Consider the following 23,071-nt stretch of genomic DNA (forward strand, 5'->3'; position numbering starts at 1 on the left):
AAGACAGGAGCGAACAACATGACAAAACTGGTGATCCGCAACATCGGGCAAATCCTGTCGGGCAAAATGGAAGAGCCGATATTTGATGGCGATTGCCTGATCGCAGTTGATGGCAAGATCAGCGCATGGGGTACGGAAAAGGACCTTGATTGCGAACGGGCAGACACGGTTGTCGATGCCAAGGGGGTGACCCTTGCCCCCGGATTGATCGACAGCCACATTCATCCTGTCGTGGGCGATTACACCCCGCGCCAGCAACAGCTCCACTGGATCGATTCCACCCTGCACGGCGGCGTGACGACCCTGATTTCCGCAGGCGAAGTGCACATGCCCGGCCGCCCCAATGATGTTGTCGGCACCGTTGCCATGGCGATTGCCGCGCAGCGCTGGTACGAGAATTTCCACCCCTCCGGCGTGAAGGTCCACGCAGGCGCGCCGCTGCTGCAACAGGGGTTGGAGGAGCATCATTTCAAGCAGATGGCCGACGCCGGCGTGCGCCTGATCGGAGAGGTCGGCCTTGGCACCGTCAAGGACGGCAAGACCGCCAACCAGATGATCGGCTGGGCGCGCAAGTACGGGATGCAATCGACGATCCATACGGGCGGTCCGTCCATTCCCGGTTCCGGCCTGATCGACGCGGATATGGTGTTGGAGACAGGGACAGACGTGGTTGGCCATATCAACGGCGGCCATTCCGCGCTGCCCGATGACCAGATCATTTGCCTGTGTGAAAGCTGCAAGGCGGCGCTGGAAATCGTGCACAACGGCAACGAACGCGCCGCCCTTCTGACGCTGAACACGGCGCGGGAGTTGGGCAAGCTGGATCAGGTGATCCTTGGCACCGATGGTCCGGCAGGATCGGGAGTGCAGCCCTTGGGGATCATGCGCATGGTGGCGATGCTGTCCTCGTTGGGGAATGTGAAGGCGGAAGTAGCGTTCTGTTTCGGCAACGGCAACACGGCGCGTCAGCGCAAGCTGGACACCGGGTTGATCGATGAAGGCATGTGCGCCGACTTCGTGCTGATGGATCAGGCGCAGCATGCCCCCGGCAAGAACTTGCTGGAATCGGTGGAACTGGGCAATCTGCCCGGTGTCGGTATGACCGTGATCGACGGTGTCGTGCGCAGCCTGCGCAGCCGGAACACACCCCCGGCGAACCGCTTGCCGGAACTGGTGACGGGAATGATGGGTGCCTAACCCAGCTTGCGCAGCAACCTCAAAAAGGTCTTCCGCTCAGCCGTATCAAGAGGGGCTAGGGTCTCTTCGGTGATCGCATGACCCATGGCCTTGAGGTCCTCCACAATCGTGGCGCCTTTCTTGGTCAGCGTGATGATCGACCGCCGTTTGTCGTTGGGGTCGGACATGGATTGCGCGAGCCCCTTGGCCTTCAGACGGTCCACGACGCCTTTGATCGTGGCTACATCCATCGCGGTCAATCGGCCCAGATGGTTCTGGGAAACCTCGCCCACTTCGGCCACCCGCAGGATCGTGGAAAACTGGGTCGGCGTCAGGTTGTCGATCGCATGTTTCTGGAAAATCACCGCGTGTTGCTGGCTGGCGAGCCGCAACAGATACCCCACCTGATCTTCCAGCACGTACCGTGCGCCGAGGGTGTCGGTGCTGTCATTCATACGTCACAATAAGGCGCAGGGCGGCTCTGATACAACCTCAAAGCGCCCGCGCGCTCAGCGCAGGCCGTCTTCACCCTTGGCCTCTTGATGGGTCAGGCCACCGACACGGGGCAGGGGTCTGCCGCTGTCGGTAACTGCTACGGCGACCACGATTTCATTCGCACGGGGCGCATCGTTCAAACGCACTTCGATACCGTCGAAATGGCTGCGCACATAAGCGGCATCCTTGTGACCCAGCGGCACATCGAGAACCTGGCCGGGGCTGCCCATCTTCTTGGAGGACGGCACCAGTGCGGCACCCTTTTCCACGGCGGCGCGCAGGGGTGCGCCCAGTTCTGGGTGCAGGATCGCGGCGGCATGTTCCAGCTCTCCGTTCTCTCCCACCATGGCGGACTTGCCATAGCTTTCGGCCTGCGCGGGCGTGATCCCCAGCGCCTCCACACAGCGTTGACCCAGCAGACCGCCCAGCGTCGCGCCGATTTCCATTAACGGCGACAGGTCTTCGGTATAGGTACCGGCAAATGGGTTTTCGATCACGGCAACGGCAACCGCCTTGCGCGTGACGGGATTGATGGCGCGCCCGGCCTCGCGGTGCGTTTCCTCGACGTTCACGGCGATCTTGCGAATGTTCAGGCTCATCTCAATCCGTCCTCCCCCTTGATGTCGGCGGCGGCCAATCCACCGGCACGATTGTGGATGCGTGCGCCCGTACTCATCACCAGCACCAGCACCATTTCGTTGGCGCGCGGGGTGTCGTTGGCCCCTACTTCCATCGCATCAAAATGGCTGCGCACATAGGACGCGTTGATATGGGTGATCGGCACATCCAGCCGCGCCCCCACACCGCCGACCTTTTTCGTCGACGGTACGATGGCGTTGGAATTATCCAGCAATTCGCGCATCGCATAGCCACCCGGCGCGTGCCAAAGCGCGCCATGCTCCAGCTCTCCGGCCTCACCCACGATGGTGCCCTTGCCATATCCTTCGATCTTTTCGGCCCCGCCCAGAGCATCGACAAGGCGCTGCGCCATCTTCAGGCCCAGCGGTTTGAGGTCTTCCATGAAGGGCTGGATATCCTCCACGTATTTCCCGGCGAAGGGGTTCTCGATGATCGCCAGTGCCGCGGCCCGGCGCAGTGGCGTTTCGGGCGGTGGACCGCCTTCGTGAAAGATCTCTTCGATGCTCAATATGGTTTTACGCAGGATCAGGTCAGGCATCGACAAGGCTCTTTTCGGTAAAGCTAAAGGAGGTGGGGTTCAAAAGGCGCGTGTCGCCTTGCAAGAACAGGGCCGCCGCATGGATCAAGCCACGCTGCGCGAAATCACGGGCGCGGGCAAGGCCCGCGTCAAGCGCGCGGGCGCAGTCCTGAGGTGAAAGCGTGCCACAGCCGGTAACGACCTCACGCATGCCAAGATCGCTGTCAGGTCGCATGTCCTGTGCCGACCGCCGCGTGACTGCGGGATGGCCGGGCAGATCGACAGCATTGGCAATCAACGTCGCCGCCACATCTGCCTGCGCGCCCGTCGCGGCCAGAACCGTGACGCTGTCGGCAATCCCCAGGCTCAGGCTGCGGCCGTGCCGTCCGCTTGTCGCGATACCCCGCGACGGGTGTGCCGCCGCAATTCTGAGCTGACCCAAAGCGGTGCCATCATGGGCCGCCATGCCAAGAACAAAGGCCCGGTCTGCATCCAGATGCAGGGCGATGTCCCCGCCGTTGTTGACATAGGCACGTCCCGGCGATGACCGCGCCACCATCGCGTCAAGCACGGTCTGTGCGACGCTGCCGGCAACCGCGGCCATGGGGGTCACGAAAAACAGATCGGCATATGGCGTGCAAGCTGCAATCATCTGCCGCGCCGTTTGTGTCCGGGCGACATTGGGATCAACCGTTGCAGCAGATCGCAAATCGGGCAGCTGATCCACCAGCCCCTGCAACACTCCCTCGAACGCGCCGCGCGCAGCTTCGAAAGCCAGCACGCGATCCTCGTCCGCACCAATGATCAGATCGATAGGTCCATGCTGCAAATGCAATCGCGTCCCTCCCGAAAGCAATGCCGCCTGCGGTCCCATCAATCCTTCTCTCCGGCGTTCCAGCGATAGTTTGCACGCGACATCGGATCATGGCCCATCGCCTCCCCCGACACCTTGCGCGCGGTTCCAAGCGCCACCTGATCGACGGGCTGAACCTCGTCCATGTAGCCGCCGAGCAATTCGTAATCGCGCAGCCGCATGGAAAACTCGATCGGTGCGACAAGCGCCGGGGTCGGTACATAACCAAAGGAATCCGTTGGCATGTCCATCACATCCAGCATGACCGTAATCCCGCCGCCCGGCCAGACATAAGCCTCCGCCCCGCCGCAGGACACATGGGTCAAGGACCCCTTCACCGACCGTGTCAATCGAACGGGGTTCTCGGTCACGCCCGCGCGCAGCGATCCGCCAGCGCCACCCATGAAAAGCACCGAACAGATCGACGGCTCGCAATTCTCCGCGATGATATCGGTCGATCGTTTGAGCGCCGGAGGCATATCCGCCATCTGCGGCTGCAAATCCGCGTCGAGCTCGTAATAGGCAAACTGCTCTCCGGTGGTGGACACCATCAGCATCCGCAGGCCTTTCCATGCCACCTTGGGATTGAACGGCCCAAGAATTGTAAGCGGGTCATTGATGTCCGTGCCGCCCCATCCGGTGCCGGGTTCGGCCACCTGAAAATAACGCCCCGGTGTGGACCGCCGCCCCTTGATCTTGATCCCGGTGGGCGGAATATCCAACAGCTTGCCCGCCTGATGTTCAGACAGGACACCGGTGATATGGTCATCCACCACCACAACTTCGTCCGCATGGCCCAACCATTGCTTGGCGAACATCCCGATGGACGCGGACCCGCACCCGACCCGCATCAGGCGTTCTTCGACACCGTTGATGATGGGTGCCTTGCCTGCCTCCACCACAAGCGTCGTGGCATGATCACCCTCGCCTATGACCATCTCGACCGGGGCGCGATTGCACAGCCGCAAAAGCGCGTCACAGGTCACGCGCCCTTCTTTCTTGCTGCCGCCGGTCAAATGTTCGACGCCGCCAAGGCTCAGCATCTTGGAGCCATACTCAGATGTCATCACATGGCCAATCGGTTCTGCGTCGACATAGACCACATCGCGTTCATGCCCGATGTGCCGATCCGTATCGATCTTCACCTTGACCCCGCAGTAGGAGAATATCCCCTCGGTCACGACAGTGACCATATCCACGCCTTCCACGTCCTGACTGACGATAAAGGGGGCGGGTTTGTAGTCGGGATAGGTCGTACCAGCGCCCACTGCGGTCACGAAGGGTCGCGCACCTTGCACGATATCACCATCCCAGTCCTCTCCGCCGCCATCCTTGAGGAAAGGCACCAGTTTCTGAGAGGTGTTTTCGATCACCGTCAGCGCGTCCAGCCGCACCAGATCGCCGCCGTGGTTGGCATAGCGGTCACAGGCACCGATCTTGCCGTCCGCGATGTAGCACATGACCGGACAGGCATCGCAGCGGATCTTTTCGGGGCGGTCTGGCTTGTTCATCCGTCCAGCCTCCTGATGGCGGTGCGCACCCTGTCAGGGGTGGCAGGCACCCGCGTGACGCGCGCCCCTGTGGCGGCGTAAATGGCATTCAGGATCGCGGGTGCGGTGGGGATCAGTACATGTTCCCCCAAGCCTTTCGCGCCATAGGGACCGTGTGCGTCCGGTTCTTCGATGATCAGGGTCTCGATCGGGGGAATGTCCCCGATCGTGGGGATCAGATAGTCATGCAGGTTTTCCGTCCGACCCGGCAGGTATTCCTCCATCAAGGCCATTCCAAGACCCTGCGCGATGCCGCCCTGCACCTGTCCTTCGACCAGCATCGGGTTGATCGCTTGCCCGACGTCGTGGGCGGCGACAAACTTCAGGGGCTTGACGGTCCCCGTTTCGACATCGACCTCAACCACTACAAGATGCGCGGCATAACCGAATTGCGCATAAGGCTCCCCCTGGCCATTCTCGTCCAGCGGTTTGGTAGGTGGGTCATAGGTTTCTTCAGCGCGAAAGGCGAAGCCTTCTGCGTCCACATCTGCCTGGGTCAGATCAAACTGATGCGTCTTGCCTGCATCCTGCGCGGTGATCCTGCCGTGCGCAATCTCAAGCGTCGCTTCATTTGACACATTCAGGCGCTGCACAATCGCGCGGCGCAGCGCTTCGCCTGACAGCCGTGCGGCATTTCCCGACACATAAGTCTGGCGCGAAGCGGAGGTTTTCCCGGCATCCGGGGTCACGTCGGTATCCGGCCCGACGATCTCAATCTGATTGACTGGCACGCCAAGGGCAGTTGCGAAGATCTGGGCAATCACGGTGTTCGCGCCTTGGCCAATGTCCATCGCGCCTTGATGCAGAACAACGGTGCCGTCCGCCCGAACCCCCGATTTGATCGTCGACGGGTTTGGCAGGGACGTGTTCCCGCAACCGTACCAGCCTGCCGCCACGCCCACGCCCCGTCGGGCGACGTCGTGCGCCGCGTTGTGGCTGGCAGCGGCCTTGCGCTCTGCGTCCCACGCGGGTTTCAGCGCTTGCAGGCAGGCCTTGATGCCAACGCCTTGCCGGAACACCTGCCCGCACACGGTAGGGGCGCCGTTCGTCAGCGCGTTCATGATGCGGAAATCAAGCGCGTCGATGCCCAGTTTCTCCGCCAGCACATCGAACAGGCACTCCTGCGCTATGGCAGATTGCGGCACGCCAAATCCACGGAATGCACCGGCGGGGGGATTGTTGGTATGTATGCCCGCCGATTCCGCCCGGTAATCCTTGATGCGGTAAGGACCGGAGGCATGCACCGGCACCCGGTTCGCCACTGTCGGTCCCCAACTGGCATAGGCCCCGGTGTCGAACGCGCCAAAGAAGTCGAACCCGGTGATCGTTCCGTCCCGTTGTGCGCCAATACGCAAGCGTATGTCGGAGGGATGCCGCTTTGTCGTGCTTTGCATCGATTCCGTCCGGCTGTAGGTCAGACGCACGGGCTTGCCGGTCTTCATCGCCGCGAGGGCCAGATAGGGTTGCACCGAAATGTCCAGTTTGGATCCGAAACCGCCACCAACGGCGCTGGGCACGATCCTGATCTTGCTGCGATCCATGCCAAGGATGACTTCAAGCGCTTCAAGGTCCATGACGGGGGCTTGGGTGCAGGCGTGCACCTCGACCCGGCCGTTCACCATCTCGGCAAAACCGGCCTCCGGCTCGATATAGGCGTGTTCGACAAAGCCGCTTTGGAAATGGCCCTCGACCGTAATTTCTGCCTGTGCAAGGGCGGCCTTCGCGTCACCGCAGGTGACGAAGCCACCGCACATGACGTTGCGCGCGCGCCCCTCGTGCAGCAGGTCCGTGCCATCGGCCTGCGCCGTCTCAATATCGCAGGCTGCCGGGCGTTCGTCCCAGGTCACTGGAAATCGGGCAGGATCAAAGGCGGCAATCGCATCGGGTGTGCCAATCACAGCAGCGACCGCTTCGCCCCTGAACCGTGCCTCGTCTTCAGCGAAGACAGGCTGATCCACAAATTGCGGGATCACGCCAAAGGCATTGCGGCCCGGAATGTCGGATGCGCTCAGCACCGCTTCAATGCCTGCGGTCCGTGCCACGAAAGCGTCAAGGTCACCCAGTTGGAAACCCGCCCGTGCAAAGGGCGACCTTACAACGAAAATCTCAAGCGTGCCGGGCGGGGCGATATCATCGGCGAACCGTTCGCGTCCTGCGATCTTGTCCGCACCATCGACCCGTGCAATGGCGTCACCCACATCGCCACGGACATCTGTCGTGCTGGGCGCGGCACCGCGCACGGCGTCAATAATCTTTCTGTACCCGCTGCAGCGGCACAAAACGCCGCCCAGTGCGTCCTGTACCTGCTGTTCGGTCGGGTCGGGCCGTTCGCGCAAAAGGGCAACGGCGGACACCATCATGCCCGGGGTGCAGATACCGCACTGCGCCGCCCCCTGTTGGGCAAATCGCGCGCCCAAGGCCTTGGCGGTCGCATCATTGGCATGCAACCCGGCGGCGGTTTCGATCTGCCGCCCCTCGGCTTGATGCGCCGGGGTCAGGCAGGCACAGACCGGCGCCCCGTCGATCAGCACGGTGCACGCGCCACAGTCACCCGCGTTGCACCCGATTTTGACGTCACGCGCCCCAAGTTTCTCCCGCAACACCTGCGACAGCCGCTCCCCCGGTCGAACCGGTGCCGCCACAGGCGCGCCATCTAGATCAAAGCGCAGCAGTGGGATGCCTTGCGGGCTATTCATGGCACGCCGCCCGTCTGATCGCACGAAGGCACTGGGTCGTGACGATGTCCTCCCGGAAGGCAGCGCTTCCGCGAACATCGGAAATCGGGCTGAGCGCACCCAGATGGGCGGGATTGACGCGGATATCTGTTGCCCTTTGCCCGATCAAGTCGTCTTCGAGCAGGTGCAAACGCTGTGCTACGGCCGAACACGCGCCGACCGCCACCTGCGCTTGGCGAATGACACCATCGCCATCGCAGACGACAAGGGCCGCCGTCATGGTGATGGAGATGACCAGATACCGCCGGCTCCCCAGTTTTTCAAAGGCAGATGCCGAACCTGCAGGCGGGTGCGGGATGTGCAGGGCGGTCACCAGTTCATCCTCCGCCCGGACGGTCTGGCGCACGCCGGTGATGAAATCGCAAAGCGGCACCTGCCGGACACCGCGTGCCGCGCTTGCCAATTCGACCTGCGCGTCCAGTATCAGCAGTGGCGGAACACCATCCGCAGCGGGCGAAGCGTTGCAAAGGTTGCCGGTTACCGTTGCGGCGTTCTGGATCTGCACGCTGCCCACTTCGCGGGCTGCCTGTTTGAGCGCGTCAAAGGCAGGCGGCAGATCGGCCCGGATCACATCTGTCCAGGTCGTCGCCGCACCGATGCGCAAGCCGTCGTCCACCGGCGTGATCCCCCGCAGACCGTCGATCCGGGTGATATCCAGAAAAGCATCGGGCTGCTGTCCCTGCACCATCGAAGGATAGACGTCCGTGCCGCCGGCAACAACCTTGCCACCACCTGCCGCCGCAATACGCAGCGCGTCTTCAAGCTGGGTGGGGGCGTGATAGGACAAGGGCTGACCTCTTTATCGTTTGTGTGCAAATGATAGGAAGCCATCAGCCTTCTTGTCAATGTCTTTGAGCGGCGCAAAGCTAGACAGAATTGCGGCTGAAGCCTACAAGCCAAGAACAGGCTCAACCCAAGAAAAGCGAGACGCCCCGCGCCCCTGTGGACCCCGATCACATGACCCAAACCTTCCCGCTCACCCCCATTCAGCAAGGCATGTATGCAGGTTCCGCGCTGGCGGCACGGCCATGGCTTTATGTCGAACAGGTGGTGGTCGATCTGCCGGGTGAAACACTCGACCTCGAAGCGATGCAGATGGCCTGGGCGGCTTTGGCGCGGGCCCATCCGGTCCTGCGGGTGCAGGTCGTGGATGACGGCGGGGGAGAGGCCGTGCAAACGGTTACCGATGTGGACAAGGTGGTGGTGACCAGCACGGACCTGTCGACCCTTTCATCTGACGCGGCCGCCCGGAGCTTCGATGACTTCATTGCGCAGGACCGTGAGAACGGGATTGATGTGACGCGCGCGCCCGGTTTCCGGGTCGCTCTTTTCAAGATGGGGGAGGCACACAGCAAACTGGTCTGGACGTTCCCGCACACACTTCTGGATGGGCGCAGCTTCGCACCCCTTCTGGCGGAGGTCTTTGACCGCTACGCAGCAATCCGCGAAGACCGGCCACAATTGAACAAGGACACAGCCGCGCCCGTGTTCCAACAGCATTGTGAGCTGTTGGCCCAGATGACCCATGCCGAAGGCACCCGCCATTTTGCGGATGTCCTGGAGGGGTGGGAAGGCGGCGAAGGGCTTGTGCGCGACGGTGTTGAGCCGGGGCGGAAGAAATATGAAGAAAGGCAACTGTCTGCGGCTGAAACAGCGGCAATCAAGCGCATCGCGCAGCAATGCGGGGTCGCGACAAGCACGGTCATCCTGTTGGCGTGGGGCGTTGTGACTGCGCGGTTGGCAGGTCGCGATGATACGGTATTTGGCAACACGCTGAACGGGCGCAATCTTGTCTCCGGCAGTGGCGACGCGCCGGGCTGTTTCATTGTAACCGTGCCCATGCGCTTGCGGCTGACACGCGATTTGACACTGGGGACTGCGCTGAAAAGGCTGCGGGCCAGCCAGATTGCATTGCGCCCGTTTGAACAAACACCCCTTGCTTCGATAAGGCAGCATCTGGATGTGCCGCCCACCCGACAGATATTCGATACGCTGGTGATGTTTGACCGTGCGTCCCTGCATGCGCAGATGCAGGCGTGCGGCGGGCTTTGGGAAAGGCGCAACGTGTCGTTGCTGGAAGAAGGTGATGCGCCCGTCACACTTGCGGTTTTCTGCGGCGAGGATACCCAACTGACCGTTGAATATGATCCGCAGCAAGTGCCGAAAGGCGGTGCCCTGGCAGATCATCTGATGCATTTTCTGCGCAACCTTGAAGCGGCTCATCCGGGGCAACATCTTGGCGCGATTTCCATGCTGAACGGGGATGAGGAGCGGCGGCTGCGGGATCTCTCCGGCGGCCCCTTGCCAAGCGATGCCCGGCAAAGCTGCTGTGCCACGTTGTTTGAAGCGGTCGTCGCGCGCCAACCTGATCATCCGGCGCTGGAACAACCCGACACTTCACCCCTTAGCTTTGCGCAGCTTGACAGGATGGCGAACCGACGCGCCCATGATCTGGCGTCGGCGGGGATCGGGCGCGGGGATGTCATCGGCATCTGTGCCGCGCGCAGTCCGGCGTTTGTCATTGCACAACTTGCAGCATGGAAATTGGGTGCGGCGTTTGTTCCGATGGACCCAAGCTATCCTGCAGAAACGCTCAACATCATCGGGGAGGACAGCGGTGCGAAGCTGATCCTGACGGACGGCAGCGCACCTGAACTGACAGTCCCAACGCGGGACCTGACCGCGCCGCTACCGGGTACCCTTCCCGATACACCACCGGACCGCGCCCCACTAGAAGCAACCCACCTCGCCTATATCATCTTCACGTCAGGCTCCACCGGGCGGCCCAAGGGTGTGATGATCTCTCATGCTGCGCTTGCTGCGCACAGCCGCGCAATCATTCCGCTGCTGGGTCTGACCCCTGATGACCGGATGCTTCAGTTCGCAGCACTCAGTTTCGATGTCGCCATCGAAGAGGTCATGGGAACACTGCTTGCCGGGGCCACGCTTGTGCTGCGCACACCCGAAATGTCGCAGTCCACCGACGTCTTCCTTGATCAGGTGCGCGCGCTGGGGATCACGGCGCTGAACCTGCCCACGGGGTTTTGGGTCGTTCTGACGGATGCACTGGAAAACCCGGAAACGGATTTCCCGCCAGATGTGCGCGTCTTGATCGTCGGCGGCGAACGTGTCCCGCTTTCGGTGTTGCGACGCTGGCGGGCCATGGTGCCACAGGTGCGTTGGCTGAATGGCTACGGCCCGACGGAGACGACGATCACCTCAACCGCGCATGAGGTGACCGAAGCCGATTTGTCAGGTGGCAGCGTGCCCATTGGCGTGCCCCTGTCCCACGCACGCGGCTGGATCGTTGCCGCAGATGGTGCGCTGGCACCCGAAGGCGCGCAAGGCGAACTCAGCTTTTCCGGCCCTGCATTGGCCGAAGGATACGTGGGCCTGCCGGAGCGGACGGAAGCCTCCTTTGCACCGGCACGCTTTGATCCTGATATCGCCCGGCTTTATGCCAGTGGCGATCGGGCGTTCTGGAAAAACGGGCTGCTGCACTTCATTGGCCGGGTGGATCGCCAGATCAAGCTGCGCGGATTTCGGATTGAGCCGGGCCAGATTGAAGGCGTACTGGAAGCCCGACCCGAAGTGGGCCGCGCCCATTGCGCGCTCTATGCGCCCGAAGGCGGCCAGCCGCGCCTTGTTGCATGGTATTCCTCCGCCTCAAAAGATGAACCTTTAGCGCCCGAGCAGATGCGCGACTGGATCGCAGGCGCGCTGCCGCCCCACATGCTGCCCGAACTGATTGCCATCACGGATTGGCCACAAACCCCCGGCGGCAAGGTTGCTGTCGATGACCTGCCGCCGCCCCAGTCAGGGCCAGCGACACCGGCAGAGGACATTGCGGATGCTTCTCCCCTCACACAGGATGTCGCAGCCCTGTTTGAAAGCCTGCTCCTGACCGAAGGTGTCGGGCCCGAGACCTCCTTTTTCGATGCCGGGGGGGATTCCCTGTCGCTGCTAAGATTGCTGCCGCAGGTGGAACAACAGTTCGGCGTGCGCCTGAAGCCGACCGCGCTTTATGCGGACCCCACGCCGCGTGGCGTGGTCCAAGCCTTGCAGGAACAGGACCCCGATCCACTGGTGGTGATCCCGATCCAGCCCGAAGGCACCCGCGCACCGCTTTACGGTGTACATGTGCTTGGGGACAACGGATCATTCTTTCGCCCCTTGGCCGCCGAACTGGGCGCGGATCAGCCTGTCTTTGGCCTTACCGTTGGACTGCTGACCGAAGACACGCCGACCGATGTTGCGGATATTGCGCGCTTCTATCTGCAACAGATTGAACGCCATCACCCCACGGGACCCCTTTCGCTGATTGCCGTCTCCGCAGGCAGCTATGTGACCTTTGAACTGGCCCACCAGTTGCTTGACTGGGGGCGCGATGTGCGGGCGGTGATCTTTCTGGATGCCGAAGGGCCGGGCAGGCGTCCCCGGTTGGGACGGCTGGGTCGCCTTGGTGTGCATCTGGGCGCGCTTCGCACACACGGTTTTTCCTATCTTGGCACGATGAAGGCCAAGCGGCAGGAGGCCCGGTCCTTCGCCGAAGCACAGGCACGGATTACGGACGATACCGTTTTGGATGAGACGGGCGGCACCGGGAATATCGACGAATTTGTTGCCGCCAACGCGCTGGCCATCGAAGCCTACCAACCCAAACCCTATCCGCGCCGCCTGACCATTTTCCGGGCGGCAGATGACAAGTTCGACAGCCCGCTTGCCCGGCAAAGCGGGCTGGGCTGGAAGCCGGTCGCCGCTGCAGGCTTTGACATCACCGATGTGCCCGGTGATCACCTTGGTCTGCTGCAGCCGCCGAACGTCGCCACTCTCGCCGCGCAGGTGGCCTATGTCCTCAATTCACGGAATGACGACGCGGATTAGACAATCTGTTCCAGCAAGACGCGGGTGTTCTTTTCAGTCATTTCAACTGGATTGCCCCCCGTACTGGGATCGCTAAGCGCGCCTTTGACGATCCGGTCGAGATCAGGGTTTTCAACACCAAGCCCGCGCAGGTTCCTCGGAATGCCGAGTTCTGCATTGAGATCATCGACGAAAGCACAAAACCCGTCAAAACCGCGTTGGATGCTGAGATAATTGGCCGCGCGGGCCAGCCGGCTGCGGATCTTGGGTTTGTTGAATTGCAACACCGCAGGCATACATACGGCATTGGTTGTGCCGTGGTGCGTGTGATACATCGCGCCGATCGGGTGCGACAGCGCGTGAATGGCACCAAGCCCTTTCTGGAACGCGGTGGCCCCCATTGCAGCCGCAGACATCATATGTGCCCGCGCCTCTAGGTCCGTCCCATCGGCATAGGCCCGCGGCAGGTAATCCTTGACCAACCGCATCCCTTCCAGTGCCATGCCCTGGCTCATCGGGTGATAATGCGGCGATGAGAAAGCCTCGACGCAATGGGCAAAGGCATCAAGCCCGGTGCCTGCGGTGATGACGGGGGGCATGCCAACCGTCAGTTCAGGATCGCAGATCACGACCGAAGGCAGGAACTTGGGGTGAAAGATGATCTTTTTTTCTTCCGTATCGCTGTTGGTGATGACCGATGCGCGTCCCACTTCAGACCCGGTGCCGGCGGTGGTCGGCACCGCAACAATCGGCGCTATGGCGTCCGCATCTGCCCGCGTCCACCAGTCACCGACATCTTCGAAATCCCACAAGGGCCGCGTCTGCCCGGCCCAGAAGGCCACCAGCTTGCCCAGATCAAGACCGGAACCACCGCCAAATGCCACCACGCCATCGTGTCCGCCGTCCTTGAACGCCTTCACGCCCGCTTCGGCGTTCTTCTCATTCGGGTTGGGGTCTACGTCCGAGAACATCGCGCGGCCCAGCCCGGCCTCCTCCAACAGGTCAAGCGTGCGCGTGGTGATTTCCATCTGCGCCAGACCCCGGTCGGTGATCAGCAGCGGGTTCTTGATCCCGGCGGTGGCACAGGCGTCGGCAATTTCCGAAATGCGGCCCGCGCCAAAGCGGATGGCGGTGGGGTAGGACCAATTGGCTGTCAGGCTCATGTCTCAGGCTTTCTTCAGGTGATATGACTTGGGACGGGTCAGGTTGTGGTAGCCGATCACCGACAGACCGCCGCCGCGTCCCGTGTCCTTGCAGCCGGTCCAGCACAGGGCGGGATCAAGGTAATCGGCGCGGTTCATGAACACGGTGCCGGTTTCGATCTGATCGGCAATGCGTTCCGCGCGCGTGACGTCATTTGTCCAGACCGAGGCGGTCAGGCCGAAATCACTGTCGTTCATCAGGGCAATGGCTTCGGCGTCATCCTTCACAGGCATGATCCCGACAACGGGGCCAAAGCTTTCTTCGCGCATCACGCGCATGTCGTGGGTCACATCCGTCAGGATCTGCGGCATCAGATACGCGCCATCGTCTTGTGGGAATAACGCCGGGTCGATATGCGCCCTTGCGCCTGCCGCCACGGCCTCTGCGGTCTGTGCGCGTACTTCGTCAGCAAAGCGCGCCTGTGCCATGGGGCCAAGGGTTGTCTCCGGGTCCAGCGGATTGCCCAGCCTGTAGGCGCTGACGATCTCCACCGCCTTGGCGACAAACGCATCAAAGTGCTGTTCTGCCACGTAAATCCGCTCAATCCCGCAGCAACACTGGCCGGAATTGAACATCGCGCCATCAATCAGCGTCTCCGCTGCAGCATCCACATTCGCGTCATCGCAGACATAGCCGGGGTCCTTGCCACCCAGTTCCAATCCCAGCCCGGTGAAGGTGCCGGCAGCGGCTTGTTCCATCGCCTTGCCGCCGCCCACGGAGCCGGTGAAATTCACGAACCCGAAGGCGCGGGCGGCAATCAGATCAGACGTCGTCCGGTGATCCAGAAAGACATTCTGGAACACATCCTCCGGCACACCCGCGGTGTGGAATGCCTGCGCCATGCGCTCGCCTACAAGCGGCGTCTGGCTGGCGTGTTTCAGCACCACCGCGTTGCCTGCGATCAGGGCGGGTGCCACGGTATTGATGGCGGTCATGTAAGGATAGTTCCACGGTGCCACGACCAGCACGACCCCATGCGGAACCCGTTTGATCAGGCGGCGGAAGGTATCGCTGTCCTCGATCTCAATCGGCGCAAGCGCGTCGCGCGCGATTTCAGCCATGTAGGTCGCACGCTCGTTGAAGCCGCCGAACTCCCCGCCATAGCGTATGGGACGGCCCATCTGATGCGCAAGCTCCGGCACGATCTCATCATTCATGGCCCCCACCTTTTCGACACCTTTCAGAACCCGCGCGATTCGATCCTCCAGCGGCAGCGCGGCCCAAGCGGCTTGCGCGGTCCGCGCTGCATTCACAGCCGCACGGGCAGCGTTGACGGACAAGGTCTCCCGCTCCGCGTAAACCGATCCGTCGATGGGAGAGATACATCTGATCATGGGGTGTCTTTCTCAATGGGTTGGCCCAGGATAAACAGGAACGGGCCATGGATGACATGCATCTCCCGCTGCCCGTAGGGTTGGTTGAACGGCGCTTTGAAATGCCCGGCTGGCAGCGCTTCAAGGGCGGGGGCGTATGCGTTGCCAAAGGCATCCACGGCGTCCACGTCGATATAGATCACAAGCTGTCGCGCGGGATCATCCATGTCCGCGTCCGGGGGCGCATGGATCAACCGCACCGTCGCGGCGTCTCTTTGAAGCAGCACGCTGCGTTCTTCCTGGTGCAGGACGTCAAAGCCAAGGCAGTTGCGCAAGAACGCTTCCGCCGCCGGGATGTCCGCGACCGGAAGGCAAGGGGTGGAGCGCAGCGCCTTCATGCCCGTTCAAACCCTCGCGCGATTTCCCAATCCGTAACCACCCGGTCAAATTCCTCCTGCTCCACCTCCGCGCAGCGGGTGTAATGGTCCATGACATCATCGCCAAAAGCCTCGCGCAGCATCTGCGATCCACGCAAGGTTTCGGTCGCCGTGCGCAGGTTTTGCGGAATATCCGCCGCTTTGGCGTCCTCATAGACGTCGCCCGAAGTCGGCGGGGTCAGTTCCATTTCATCCTCGATCCCCTTGATCCCCGCCGCCAGCATCGCGGCCTGCGCCAGATAGGGGTTCAGGTCCGACCCGCCCACACGACATTCGACCCGCACGCCCTTGGTCCCGTCGCCGCACAGGCGGAACCCGGCGGTGCGGTTGTCCACCGACCAGACGGTTTTGGTGGGCGCAAAGGTGCCCTTGGCGAAGCGTTTGTAGCTGTTCACGTAGGGCGCCAGGAAGAACGTATACTCCGGCGCATGGGCGATCAGCCCGGCCATGTAATGTTTCATCAGTTGCGACATGCCCAGATCGTCGCTGGCATCGTAGAACATCGGCTGCCCGTCCTGCCACAGCGATTGATGCACGTGGGACGAGCTGCCCACCTTGTCGTGGTGCCACTTGGGCAGGAACGATGCCGCATGGCCGTTGGCGTTGGCGATTTCCTTTATGGCGTGTTTGGCAATCGTGTGGTGGTCGGCGCAATCAAGGGCTGGGGCATAACGGATGTTCAGTTCTTCTTGCCCGGTCTCCGCCTCACCCTTGGTATTCTCAATCGGCAGACCCGCCGCATAGAGGTGATTGCGGATCGGCCGCATCACATGCTCTTCGCGGGTGGTCTGCAGGATGTGGTAATCCTCGTTGTAACCGGAGATCGGTTTGAGGTCGCGGAAACCACCGCGCCGGATGTCGTCGAAGGACTGCTCGAAAAGGAAAAACTCCAACTCCGTCGCCATCATCGCGTCGAATCCCATGTCCGACAGCCGCGCAACCTGACGCTGCAACATCGCACGGGGGGAATGGGGGACGGGCAGGTGGCTGTGGTGGTCAAGGATATCGCAAAGCACCATCGCGGTGCCTTCAAGCCACGGCACCGGGCGGATCGTGCCAAGGTCCGGCTTCATCACATAATCGCCGTACCCCGCCTGCCATGACGTGGACGCATAGCCGTCCGGCGTGCCCATCTCCAGATCGGTGGCCAGCAGGTAATTGCAGCAATGGGTCTCCTCGAAGGAATGCTCAAGAAAGTTCACCGCGTGAAATCGTTTGCCCATCAGGCGGCCCTGCATGTCGACAAAGCAGGCCAGCACCGTATCGACGCTGCCATCTTGAACGCGGGTTTTCAGATCATCAAAGCTCAGGGTGCCGGGCATGGGAATGTCTCATTGCGTTGGAAAAAGGGGGGCGACCTGCGCCGCCCCCGGTCTGGTTCAGGTGTAGCGGTACGGACGGCCCGCTTTTTCCATATCCTCGTTGTACTGCTTGAAGATGTCGACCACCTTGCGCTTGGTCTCGCTTTCGGCGGCGATCTCTTCCCAGAACTCGCGCGCGGCGGCTTCGACCGTGGCCCATTCCGCATCAGGAATCGTGGTCAGCTTCAGCTTGTCGCCGTTCACGCGAAGACGTGCTTCACCACCCCAGTACCAGTGCTGGCGGTAGTAGTGCGACTGCTCGCAGCAGACCTGGAACAGCATCTGCAGGTCTTCGGGCAGCTCGTTCCAGCGGTCCATGTTGGCAAAGAAGTGCCCGATCCACGCGCCGGAGATGTTGTTGGTCAGGAAGTAGTTGGTCACATCCGCCCAGCCGACGGTGTAATCCTCGGTGATGCCGGACCATGCGATGCCGTCAAGCTCGCCCGTCTGTACCGCCACTTCGATGTCTTCCCACGGCAGGTTGACGGGCACGACGCCGAACTGGCTCAGGAACCTGCCCGCGGTGGGGAAGGTGAAGATGCGCTTGCCCTTCATGTCCTCAAGACTGTTGATCGGGTCCTTGGTGGCAAAGTGGCAGGGGTCCCATGCGCCCGCGCTGATGTGTTTCACACCCACAGCGGCATATTCATCGGCCCAGATTTCATTCAATCCGTATTGGTTGAACAGCACCGGCACATCGAGCGAATAGCGGGAGCCGAAGGGGAAATACCCGCCGAACACCGTCACTTCGGTGGGCGAGGCCATGCTGTCATCATCCGACTGCACCGCGTCGATCGTGCCGCGCTGCATCGCCTGGAACAATTCGCCCGTAGGTACCAGTTGGTCGGCATAGAACAACTCGATCTGCATGCGGTCGCCTGCGATCTGGTTGAACATCTTGATCGCCGGATCGATTACCTCCGCCGCAAGGGCAGCGCCCGCGTAGGTCTGCATGCGCCACTTGATCGTGCTTTGCGCCAGTGCCGGTGTTGCAAGGGCAGCGGGGGCGGCAACAGCGGCCCCTTTGATAAACGTACGTCTTGTCGTCATGGTCTTCTCTCCTTGTCTAAGGTTGCGCCGGTTGGCCCGGCTTGTTGTGGTTCATTGTCCGTAAACGACCCCCGGCAGCCACAATGCCAGCTGCGGAAATATCATCACGAGGGCGAGCGCCAAAGCCATCACAAGCACGAAAGGTCCGATGGACCGATAGATGTCATGAATGCTGATCTCGGGCGGGGCCATGGCGCGCATCAGGAACAGGTTATAGCCGAAAGGCGGTGTCATGTAGGCGATCTGACAGGTGATTGTATAAAGGATACCATACCAGACCAGGTCAAACCCCATCGCGCCCACCAGCGGCACATAAAGCGGCGCCACGATCACCAGCATTGCAGTGTCGTCCAGAAACGTCCCCATCAGGATAAAGCTGAGCTGCATCAGGATCAGGATCATCCACGGGTTCAGGCCCAGCTTTTCGGTGAACAGGCTCTCTATCGCCTTCACTGCACCCAGCCCGTCAAACACCGCGCCGAAGGCCAGCGCGGCAAGGATGATCCACATGAACATGCAGGTGATGCCCAGCGTGCTGCGCACCGATGTCTCGAACACCGTGCGCGTCATGCGCCCTTTCAGGACCGCCGCCACGAAGGCGGCCAGCGCCCCGATGGCAGAACTTTCCACCAGGCTGGTCCATCCGTTCACGAACGGCACCATCATCACCGCAAAGATCACCAGCGGCAGCAGCCCCGCGCGCAGCAGCCTCAGCTTCTCTGCCATTGGCATGTCGCGCTCTTCCTCGCTCAACGCCGGGCCAAGGGCCGGGTTGAGACGACAGCGGATGGCGATGTAAAGGATGAACAATGCGGCCATCATCAGGCCCGGCACCACGCCCGCCAGCCACAGCTGCCCCACCGGCTGCCGCGCGATCATCGCGTATAGCACCAGCACGACCGAAGGGGGCACAAGAATACCGAGTGACGACCCCGCCTGAATGACCCCGGTCACCATGCGCTTGTCATAGCCACGTTTCAAAAGCTCCGGCAGGGCGATGGTGGCCCCGATGGCCATGCCCGCCACGCTCAGCCCGTTCATCGCGGAAATCAGCACCATCAAGCCAATCGTGCCAATCGCCAAACCGCCCCGCAGGCCACCCATCCAGACGTGGAACATGCGGTAAAGATCGTCGGCAATCTTGCTCTCCGACAGGACGTATCCCATGAAGATGAACATCGGCAGGGTCAGCAGGGGATACCATTTCATCAGCTTCATCGCCGCGGCAAAGCCGATGTCATATCCGCCCTTGTCGCCCCACAACAGCAGCGCCGCGACCACGGCAACAAAGCCAATCGCGCCAAACACCCGCTGGCCCGTCAGCAGCATCAGCATCATGGTCGAAAACATGAGCGTAGCGATCATTTCGTATGGCATCAGACGCTTTCACCCCGCAGGCGCAGGACGTCTTTGCACAGCTCCGAAAGGCACTGCAGGATCATCAGGAAAAAGCCGAGGATCATCACCGTCTTGATCGGCCACATGTAAGGCCGCCAGGCAGAGGAGGACCGCTCCAATCGTCCCACCTCCTCGGTCCCGATGGCCACGCCAAACAAGTACGATACCGGTTCCGTCTTCCAGTACCCAAGCGAATAGGCGGTCGACCCAAGTGCACCGTAAAGCAGCACACACAGGTAGAAGATCAGCAGACACACCGTGAAGATGTCGAACCACGCCTTGCGCCGCACCGACCAGCCACCATAAAGCAGGTCCATCCGCACATTCGACCCCATCTGGATCGAATAAGGCCCGCCAAGGATGTAGTACCCCACCATCAGGAACTGCGCCATTTCCAGCGTCCAAAGCGTCGGCGTAAAGAACGTCTTGCTGATGGAGGACCACAAAAGCACACCCATCAGGGCAAAGATGCCGTACATGATCATGCGTCCGACCCGGTAATTCACGGCATCGACAGCGCCGATATAGCCGCGCATCACGCCGTGCATTTGATCACCCCGATCGTGTCGATATCCCCGCAGGCGGCACTTATCCAATGCGCCAGCATCGTGCCCATCGCCTGTTGCTCGGCCGACGTCGCGATCAGGTCGCTGCGCACTTCGATCATTACGTTTGGATGGCCTGCGGGCAGCGCGTGACGCTGGAGGGTGTGGGTCACTCCGTCCTGCGGACCGTAGGGCGCGTTGCGCTCCACCCGCATCAACGTGTGCTGTGCTGCGATGGCCAGCATGGCGTCTGCCAGCCGGGCATCTTCATCATGCAGCACCCCGATCTCCACACTGCGCGGTTGCCCGTGGTAGGTCGGGGTGAAACTGTGAACAGTCACGCATACCGCCTTTGGCGATTTGGCCAACATCTGCGCGACAACGGCATGGAAGGGCTCGTAAATGCCCTTGATACGCGCGTCCTTCTCTGCATCACTCAGGTCCACATTGCCGGGTATGTCGTATGCCTCGCTCCGGTCCGGCATCGCATCGGGTGCATCGGGCGGGCGGTTGCAGTCATAGATCAGCCGCGACAGCGTGCCCGCAACCAACCGCGCATCCAGCTTTTTAGACATCCGTTCCGCCACGGCCAACGCGCCGGGATCCCACGCGATATGCGTCTCGCGTGCCTCCGGAGGCAGGCCAAGATGATCAAATCTTTCCGGGATATGGGCCGAGGCATGCTCGCACACCAGCACCAGTGGCGACCGCCCGTTGGGGTTCACGGTGCGCACGGGGGCGGTGGGGGATGCAGGGGGTTGCGCAGCCATCGTATCTCCTTGCGGATTAAAGTGCTTGCTGGAATCGGCTTATGTCAACACAATTGTGAAAGATTTATCACGGCGTGAAGTCTGTTGATATTTTTTCGATCAAAACGGAGGCTGCCGTGTCTGACGCGACCCTGACCATCTCGGACCGGATACAGTCAAAGCTGGATGATCTGACCCGCGCTGAACGCCAACTTGCGCAATCCATTCTTGAGAATTACCCCGCATCCGGTCTTGGTCCGCTGGCCACCCTGGCGGAGGAGGCGCACGTCTCCGTGCCGACGGTTGCCCGAATGGTGCAGAAGCTGGGTTTCAAAGGCTATCCCGATTTTCAGGCCGCCCTGCGCGAGGAATTGAAAGCCAAGGCGCGTTCTCCCATCGCGCGATATGACACATGGGCGGGCAGTGCGCCCGAAGAACACATGCTGAACCGGTTCACAGATGCGGTGATCGACAACATCCGGCATACGCTGGGCCAGATCGATCCCGAAGGGTTTGACGCCGCCTGCGCGTTGGTGGGGGACGCGAACCGGCACCTCTATATCGTGGGCGGACGCATCACCCATACGCTGGCGGAATACCTCTTCCTGCACATGCAGGTGATCCGCCCCAACCTGACCCATATCCAGTCTACATCGAACGCTTGGCCGCATTACCTTCTGGATGTGCAAGAGGGCGATGTGTTCGTGATCTATGACGTGCGCCGCTACGAGAACAACACCCTCAAGCTGGCGGAAATGGCGCATGCCAAGGGGGCCAAGCTGATCCTGTTCACCGATCAATGGCGATCCCCGGTGCACCCCTTGGCTGACATCTGCCTGTCCGCCCGGATCATGGTGCCGTCCGCATGGGACAGTGCCGCGACCACGCTGTTGTTGACGGAGACGATGATCTCCGCCGTTCAAACGCTCAATTGGGAAAGAACGAAAGGCCGGATGGAACAGCTCGAAGAGATGTTCGACCGCACCCGGCTCTTTCGGAAGTTCACTTAGCCGGGCGACATGCCCCGCAATCGTTCAGACCGGCGCCGCAGCAGTTCCACGACGGTCAGCAACCCAATGGACAGCACCACAAGGATCGTGGCCACCGCCAGAATGGTCGGGCTGATCTGTTCGCGCAGGCCGGTGAACATCTGCCAGGGCAGCGTCTTTTGTCCGGCGGAGCCGACAAACAGCACCACGACCACTTCGTCGAACGACGTGATGAAGGCGAACAGGCCACCCGAAATCACACCCGGCAGGATCAGCGGCATCTGTACCTTGAAGAAGGTGCGCACCGGACCCGCGCCCATGTTCGCCGCCGCCCGCGTCAGCGAATTGTCAAAGCCCACCAGCGTTGCCGTTACCGTAATGATCACGAAGGGAATGCCAAGAGCCGCATGCGCCAGCACGACGCCGATGTAGGTGCCTTGCAGCCCGACGCGACTGTAGAAGAAATACATGCCCGCCGCCGAGATGATCAGCGGCACGATCATTGGAGAAATCAGGATCGCCATGATCGCCCGCCGAAACGGCACATGAGGCTGGCTGAGGCCGATCGCCGCCAGAGTTCCGAAGCCTACCGACAGAATTGTGGCGGCCGGTGCGATCTTGACGGAGTTTGCCACCGCTTGCTGCCAGTCCGCATTGGTCAGGAAATCACGATAGTGCTTCAGCGAATACCCCGCCGGATCAAACCGCAGCATCTCCGGCGTGAAGGTAAAGAAATCTTGCGCGTTGAAGCTCAGCGGCATGACCACCAGAATGGGCGTGATCAGGAAGATAAGGATCGCGCCGCAGATGACGCGGAAGGCATAGTGCCATAGCACCTGACCGGGCGTCAGATAGGGGGCCACGGTCGCCCGGTATCGGCCTTCATATAGCCAGAAGATGAACCACCCAAAAAACCAGCCGAAAAGCGCGCCGATGATACCGGCAACAAATCCGCCAAGCAAGAACCCGGCGATGGCCAGCAGCACGACGATGCCCCAGCGCGATGCCGTCTCTGCCTTGATGATCTGCGTTGCCACAAAGGCAATCGCGGCCATCAACGCAGCACCTATGATCACACCCAGCAGGGTGGATCCTTGCGCCGTGCCGACAAACACGCCGGCCACCGCCCCGGCAAGGGCGACGACAGAGACGTAGAAGGAAACCGGCGTGCGGGAGATCGGTGTGAGTACAGCCATGG

19 protein-coding genes are annotated in these 23,071 nt (G+C 61.5%); 3 read left to right on the forward strand and 16 right to left on the reverse strand.

Annotation, left to right across the window (positions count from 1 at the left end):
• Positions 1-18: 18 nt before the first annotated feature.
• The gene (locus tag AB4X18_RS11835) at positions 19-1,197 is read left to right on the forward strand and encodes an amidohydrolase family protein (RefSeq protein ID WP_370400270.1); all 1,179 of its coding nucleotides are present in this window, start codon (positions 19-21) and stop codon (positions 1,195-1,197) included.
• On the opposite strand, the gene AB4X18_RS11840 is transcribed toward AB4X18_RS11835, so the two are convergent.
• Genes AB4X18_RS11840 through AB4X18_RS11870 form a run of 7 tightly spaced genes read right to left on the reverse strand, consistent with a single transcriptional unit; the run spans position 1,194 to position 8,752 of the window.
• The gene (locus tag AB4X18_RS11840) at positions 1,194-1,631 is read right to left on the reverse strand and encodes a MarR family winged helix-turn-helix transcriptional regulator (RefSeq protein WP_370400271.1); all 438 of its coding nucleotides are present in this window, start codon (positions 1,629-1,631) and stop codon (positions 1,194-1,196) included. The two genes, AB4X18_RS11835 and AB4X18_RS11840, sit on opposite strands and share 4 nt — an antisense overlap.
• A gap of 54 nt (positions 1,632-1,685) precedes the next feature.
• A complete protein-coding gene (locus AB4X18_RS11845; RefSeq protein ID WP_370400272.1) occupies positions 1,686-2,270 on the reverse strand; it encodes an amino acid synthesis family protein in 585 nt (194 codons plus the stop codon).
• Positions 2,267-2,848 carry an amino acid synthesis family protein gene (locus AB4X18_RS11850; RefSeq protein WP_370400273.1) on the reverse strand — a complete coding sequence of 194 codons (582 nt, stop codon included), beginning with the start codon at positions 2,846-2,848 and terminating at the stop codon, positions 2,267-2,269. Before AB4X18_RS11850 ends, AB4X18_RS11845 begins: the two co-directional genes overlap by 4 nt.
• Positions 2,841-3,701, reverse strand: coding sequence for a UPF0280 family protein (locus AB4X18_RS11855; protein WP_432816629.1), 861 nt, complete (start codon positions 3,699-3,701; stop codon positions 2,841-2,843). The genes AB4X18_RS11850 and AB4X18_RS11855 overlap by 8 nt, the downstream gene beginning before the upstream one ends.
• A complete protein-coding gene (locus AB4X18_RS11860) occupies positions 3,701-5,191 on the reverse strand; it encodes a 6-hydroxynicotinate reductase (protein ID WP_370400276.1) in 1,491 nt (496 codons plus the stop codon). Before AB4X18_RS11860 ends, AB4X18_RS11855 begins: the two co-directional genes overlap by 1 nt.
• Positions 5,188-7,926: a molybdopterin-dependent oxidoreductase gene (locus AB4X18_RS11865; protein WP_370400277.1), complete on the reverse strand. Its 2,739-nt coding sequence runs from the start codon at positions 7,924-7,926 to the stop codon at positions 5,188-5,190. The genes AB4X18_RS11860 and AB4X18_RS11865 overlap by 4 nt, the downstream gene beginning before the upstream one ends.
• Positions 7,919-8,752 (reverse strand): FAD binding domain-containing protein, encoded by an 834-nt coding sequence (locus tag AB4X18_RS11870; RefSeq protein ID WP_432816630.1) that lies wholly within the window; start codon positions 8,750-8,752, stop codon positions 7,919-7,921. Before AB4X18_RS11870 ends, AB4X18_RS11865 begins: the two co-directional genes overlap by 8 nt.
• Positions 8,753-8,922: 170 nt before the next feature.
• On the opposite strand from AB4X18_RS11870, the gene AB4X18_RS11875 reads away from it, so the two are divergent.
• On the forward strand, positions 8,923-12,849 hold the full coding sequence (locus AB4X18_RS11875) for a non-ribosomal peptide synthetase (protein WP_432816631.1): 3,927 nt from the start codon (positions 8,923-8,925) through the stop codon (positions 12,847-12,849).
• Here the strand turns inward: AB4X18_RS11875 and AB4X18_RS11880 are convergent.
• Genes AB4X18_RS11880 through AB4X18_RS11915 form a run of 8 tightly spaced genes read right to left on the reverse strand, consistent with a single transcriptional unit; the run spans position 12,846 to position 20,905 of the window.
• Positions 12,846-13,991 carry an iron-containing alcohol dehydrogenase gene (locus AB4X18_RS11880; RefSeq protein ID WP_432816632.1) on the reverse strand — a complete coding sequence of 382 codons (1,146 nt, stop codon included), beginning with the start codon at positions 13,989-13,991 and terminating at the stop codon, positions 12,846-12,848. The genes AB4X18_RS11875 and AB4X18_RS11880 overlap by 4 nt on opposite strands.
• 3 nt (positions 13,992-13,994) lie before the next feature.
• Entirely contained in the window at positions 13,995-15,365 is a 1,371-nt protein-coding gene (locus tag AB4X18_RS11885) for an aldehyde dehydrogenase family protein (protein ID WP_370400281.1), read from the reverse strand.
• Positions 15,362-15,742, reverse strand: a complete 381-nt coding sequence (locus AB4X18_RS11890; protein WP_370400282.1) for a VOC family protein — start codon at positions 15,740-15,742, stop codon at positions 15,362-15,364. The genes AB4X18_RS11885 and AB4X18_RS11890 overlap by 4 nt, the downstream gene beginning before the upstream one ends.
• Positions 15,739-17,103, reverse strand: a complete 1,365-nt coding sequence (locus tag AB4X18_RS11895) for a glutamine synthetase family protein (RefSeq protein WP_370400283.1) — start codon at positions 17,101-17,103, stop codon at positions 15,739-15,741. Before AB4X18_RS11895 ends, AB4X18_RS11890 begins: the two co-directional genes overlap by 4 nt.
• A gap of 57 nt (positions 17,104-17,160) precedes the next feature.
• Entirely contained in the window at positions 17,161-18,192 is a 1,032-nt protein-coding gene (locus AB4X18_RS11900) for a TRAP transporter substrate-binding protein (RefSeq protein WP_370400284.1), read from the reverse strand.
• A 51-nt stretch (positions 18,193-18,243) separates the two neighbouring features.
• Positions 18,244-19,569, reverse strand: coding sequence for a TRAP transporter large permease (locus AB4X18_RS11905; RefSeq protein WP_370400285.1), 1,326 nt, complete (start codon positions 19,567-19,569; stop codon positions 18,244-18,246).
• A complete protein-coding gene (locus AB4X18_RS11910) occupies positions 19,569-20,138 on the reverse strand; it encodes a TRAP transporter small permease subunit (protein ID WP_370400286.1) in 570 nt (189 codons plus the stop codon). Before AB4X18_RS11910 ends, AB4X18_RS11905 begins: the two co-directional genes overlap by 1 nt.
• Positions 20,126-20,905, reverse strand: a complete 780-nt coding sequence (locus tag AB4X18_RS11915; RefSeq protein ID WP_370400287.1) for an N-formylglutamate amidohydrolase — start codon at positions 20,903-20,905, stop codon at positions 20,126-20,128. The genes AB4X18_RS11910 and AB4X18_RS11915 overlap by 13 nt, the downstream gene beginning before the upstream one ends.
• A gap of 116 nt (positions 20,906-21,021) precedes the next feature.
• On the opposite strand from AB4X18_RS11915, the gene AB4X18_RS11920 reads away from it, so the two are divergent.
• Positions 21,022-21,894, forward strand: coding sequence for a MurR/RpiR family transcriptional regulator (locus tag AB4X18_RS11920; RefSeq protein ID WP_370400288.1), 873 nt, complete (start codon positions 21,022-21,024; stop codon positions 21,892-21,894).
• On the opposite strand, the gene AB4X18_RS11925 is transcribed toward AB4X18_RS11920, so the two are convergent.
• Complete coding sequence (locus tag AB4X18_RS11925; RefSeq protein WP_432816633.1) at positions 21,891-23,069, reverse strand: ABC transporter permease; 1,179 nt, start codon at positions 23,067-23,069, stop codon at positions 21,891-21,893. The two genes, AB4X18_RS11920 and AB4X18_RS11925, sit on opposite strands and share 4 nt — an antisense overlap.
• Between the last annotated feature and the right edge of the window lie 2 nt (positions 23,070-23,071).

Source organism: Sulfitobacter rhodophyticola (genome assembly GCF_041281685.2).
In the GTDB taxonomy this organism is placed as follows: Bacteria; Pseudomonadota; Alphaproteobacteria; order Rhodobacterales; family Rhodobacteraceae; genus Sulfitobacter.

What these genes read in the sequence shown, in the direction of transcription:
- AB4X18_RS11885 (WP_370400281.1), bottom strand. Translation starts at nt 15,365, where the DNA reads ATGATCAGATGTATCTCTCCCATCGACGGATCGGTTTACGCGGAGCGG.
- AB4X18_RS11855 (WP_432816629.1), bottom strand. Translation starts at nt 3,701, where the DNA reads ATGGGACCGCAGGCGGCATTGCTTTCGGGAGGGACGCGATTGCATTTG.
- AB4X18_RS11910 (WP_370400286.1), bottom strand. Translation starts at nt 20,138, where the DNA reads ATGCACGGCGTGATGCGCGGCTATATCGGCGCTGTCGATGCCGTGAAT.
- AB4X18_RS11850 (WP_370400273.1), bottom strand. Translation starts at nt 2,848, where the DNA reads ATGCCTGACCTGATCCTGCGTAAAACCATATTGAGCATCGAAGAGATC.
- AB4X18_RS11895 (WP_370400283.1), bottom strand. Translation starts at nt 17,103, where the DNA reads ATGCCCGGCACCCTGAGCTTTGATGATCTGAAAACCCGCGTTCAAGAT.
- AB4X18_RS11860 (WP_370400276.1), bottom strand. Translation starts at nt 5,191, where the DNA reads ATGAACAAGCCAGACCGCCCCGAAAAGATCCGCTGCGATGCCTGTCCG.
- AB4X18_RS11835 (WP_370400270.1), top strand. Translation starts at nt 19, where the DNA reads ATGACAAAACTGGTGATCCGCAACATCGGGCAAATCCTGTCGGGCAAA.
- AB4X18_RS11880 (WP_432816632.1), bottom strand. Translation starts at nt 13,991, where the DNA reads ATGAGCCTGACAGCCAATTGGTCCTACCCCACCGCCATCCGCTTTGGC.
- AB4X18_RS11865 (WP_370400277.1), bottom strand. Translation starts at nt 7,926, where the DNA reads ATGAATAGCCCGCAAGGCATCCCACTGCTGCGCTTTGATCTAGATGGC.
- AB4X18_RS11905 (WP_370400285.1), bottom strand. Translation starts at nt 19,569, where the DNA reads ATGCCATACGAAATGATCGCTACGCTCATGTTTTCGACCATGATGCTG.
- AB4X18_RS11845 (WP_370400272.1), bottom strand. Translation starts at nt 2,270, where the DNA reads ATGAGCCTGAACATTCGCAAGATCGCCGTGAACGTCGAGGAAACGCAC.
- AB4X18_RS11875 (WP_432816631.1), top strand. Translation starts at nt 8,923, where the DNA reads ATGACCCAAACCTTCCCGCTCACCCCCATTCAGCAAGGCATGTATGCA.
- AB4X18_RS11890 (WP_370400282.1), bottom strand. Translation starts at nt 15,742, where the DNA reads ATGAAGGCGCTGCGCTCCACCCCTTGCCTTCCGGTCGCGGACATCCCG.
- AB4X18_RS11900 (WP_370400284.1), bottom strand. Translation starts at nt 18,192, where the DNA reads ATGACGACAAGACGTACGTTTATCAAAGGGGCCGCTGTTGCCGCCCCC.
- AB4X18_RS11915 (WP_370400287.1), bottom strand. Translation starts at nt 20,905, where the DNA reads ATGGCTGCGCAACCCCCTGCATCCCCCACCGCCCCCGTGCGCACCGTG.
- AB4X18_RS11925 (WP_432816633.1), bottom strand. Translation starts at nt 23,069, where the DNA reads ATGGCTGTACTCACACCGATCTCCCGCACGCCGGTTTCCTTCTACGTC.
- AB4X18_RS11840 (WP_370400271.1), bottom strand. Translation starts at nt 1,631, where the DNA reads ATGAATGACAGCACCGACACCCTCGGCGCACGGTACGTGCTGGAAGAT.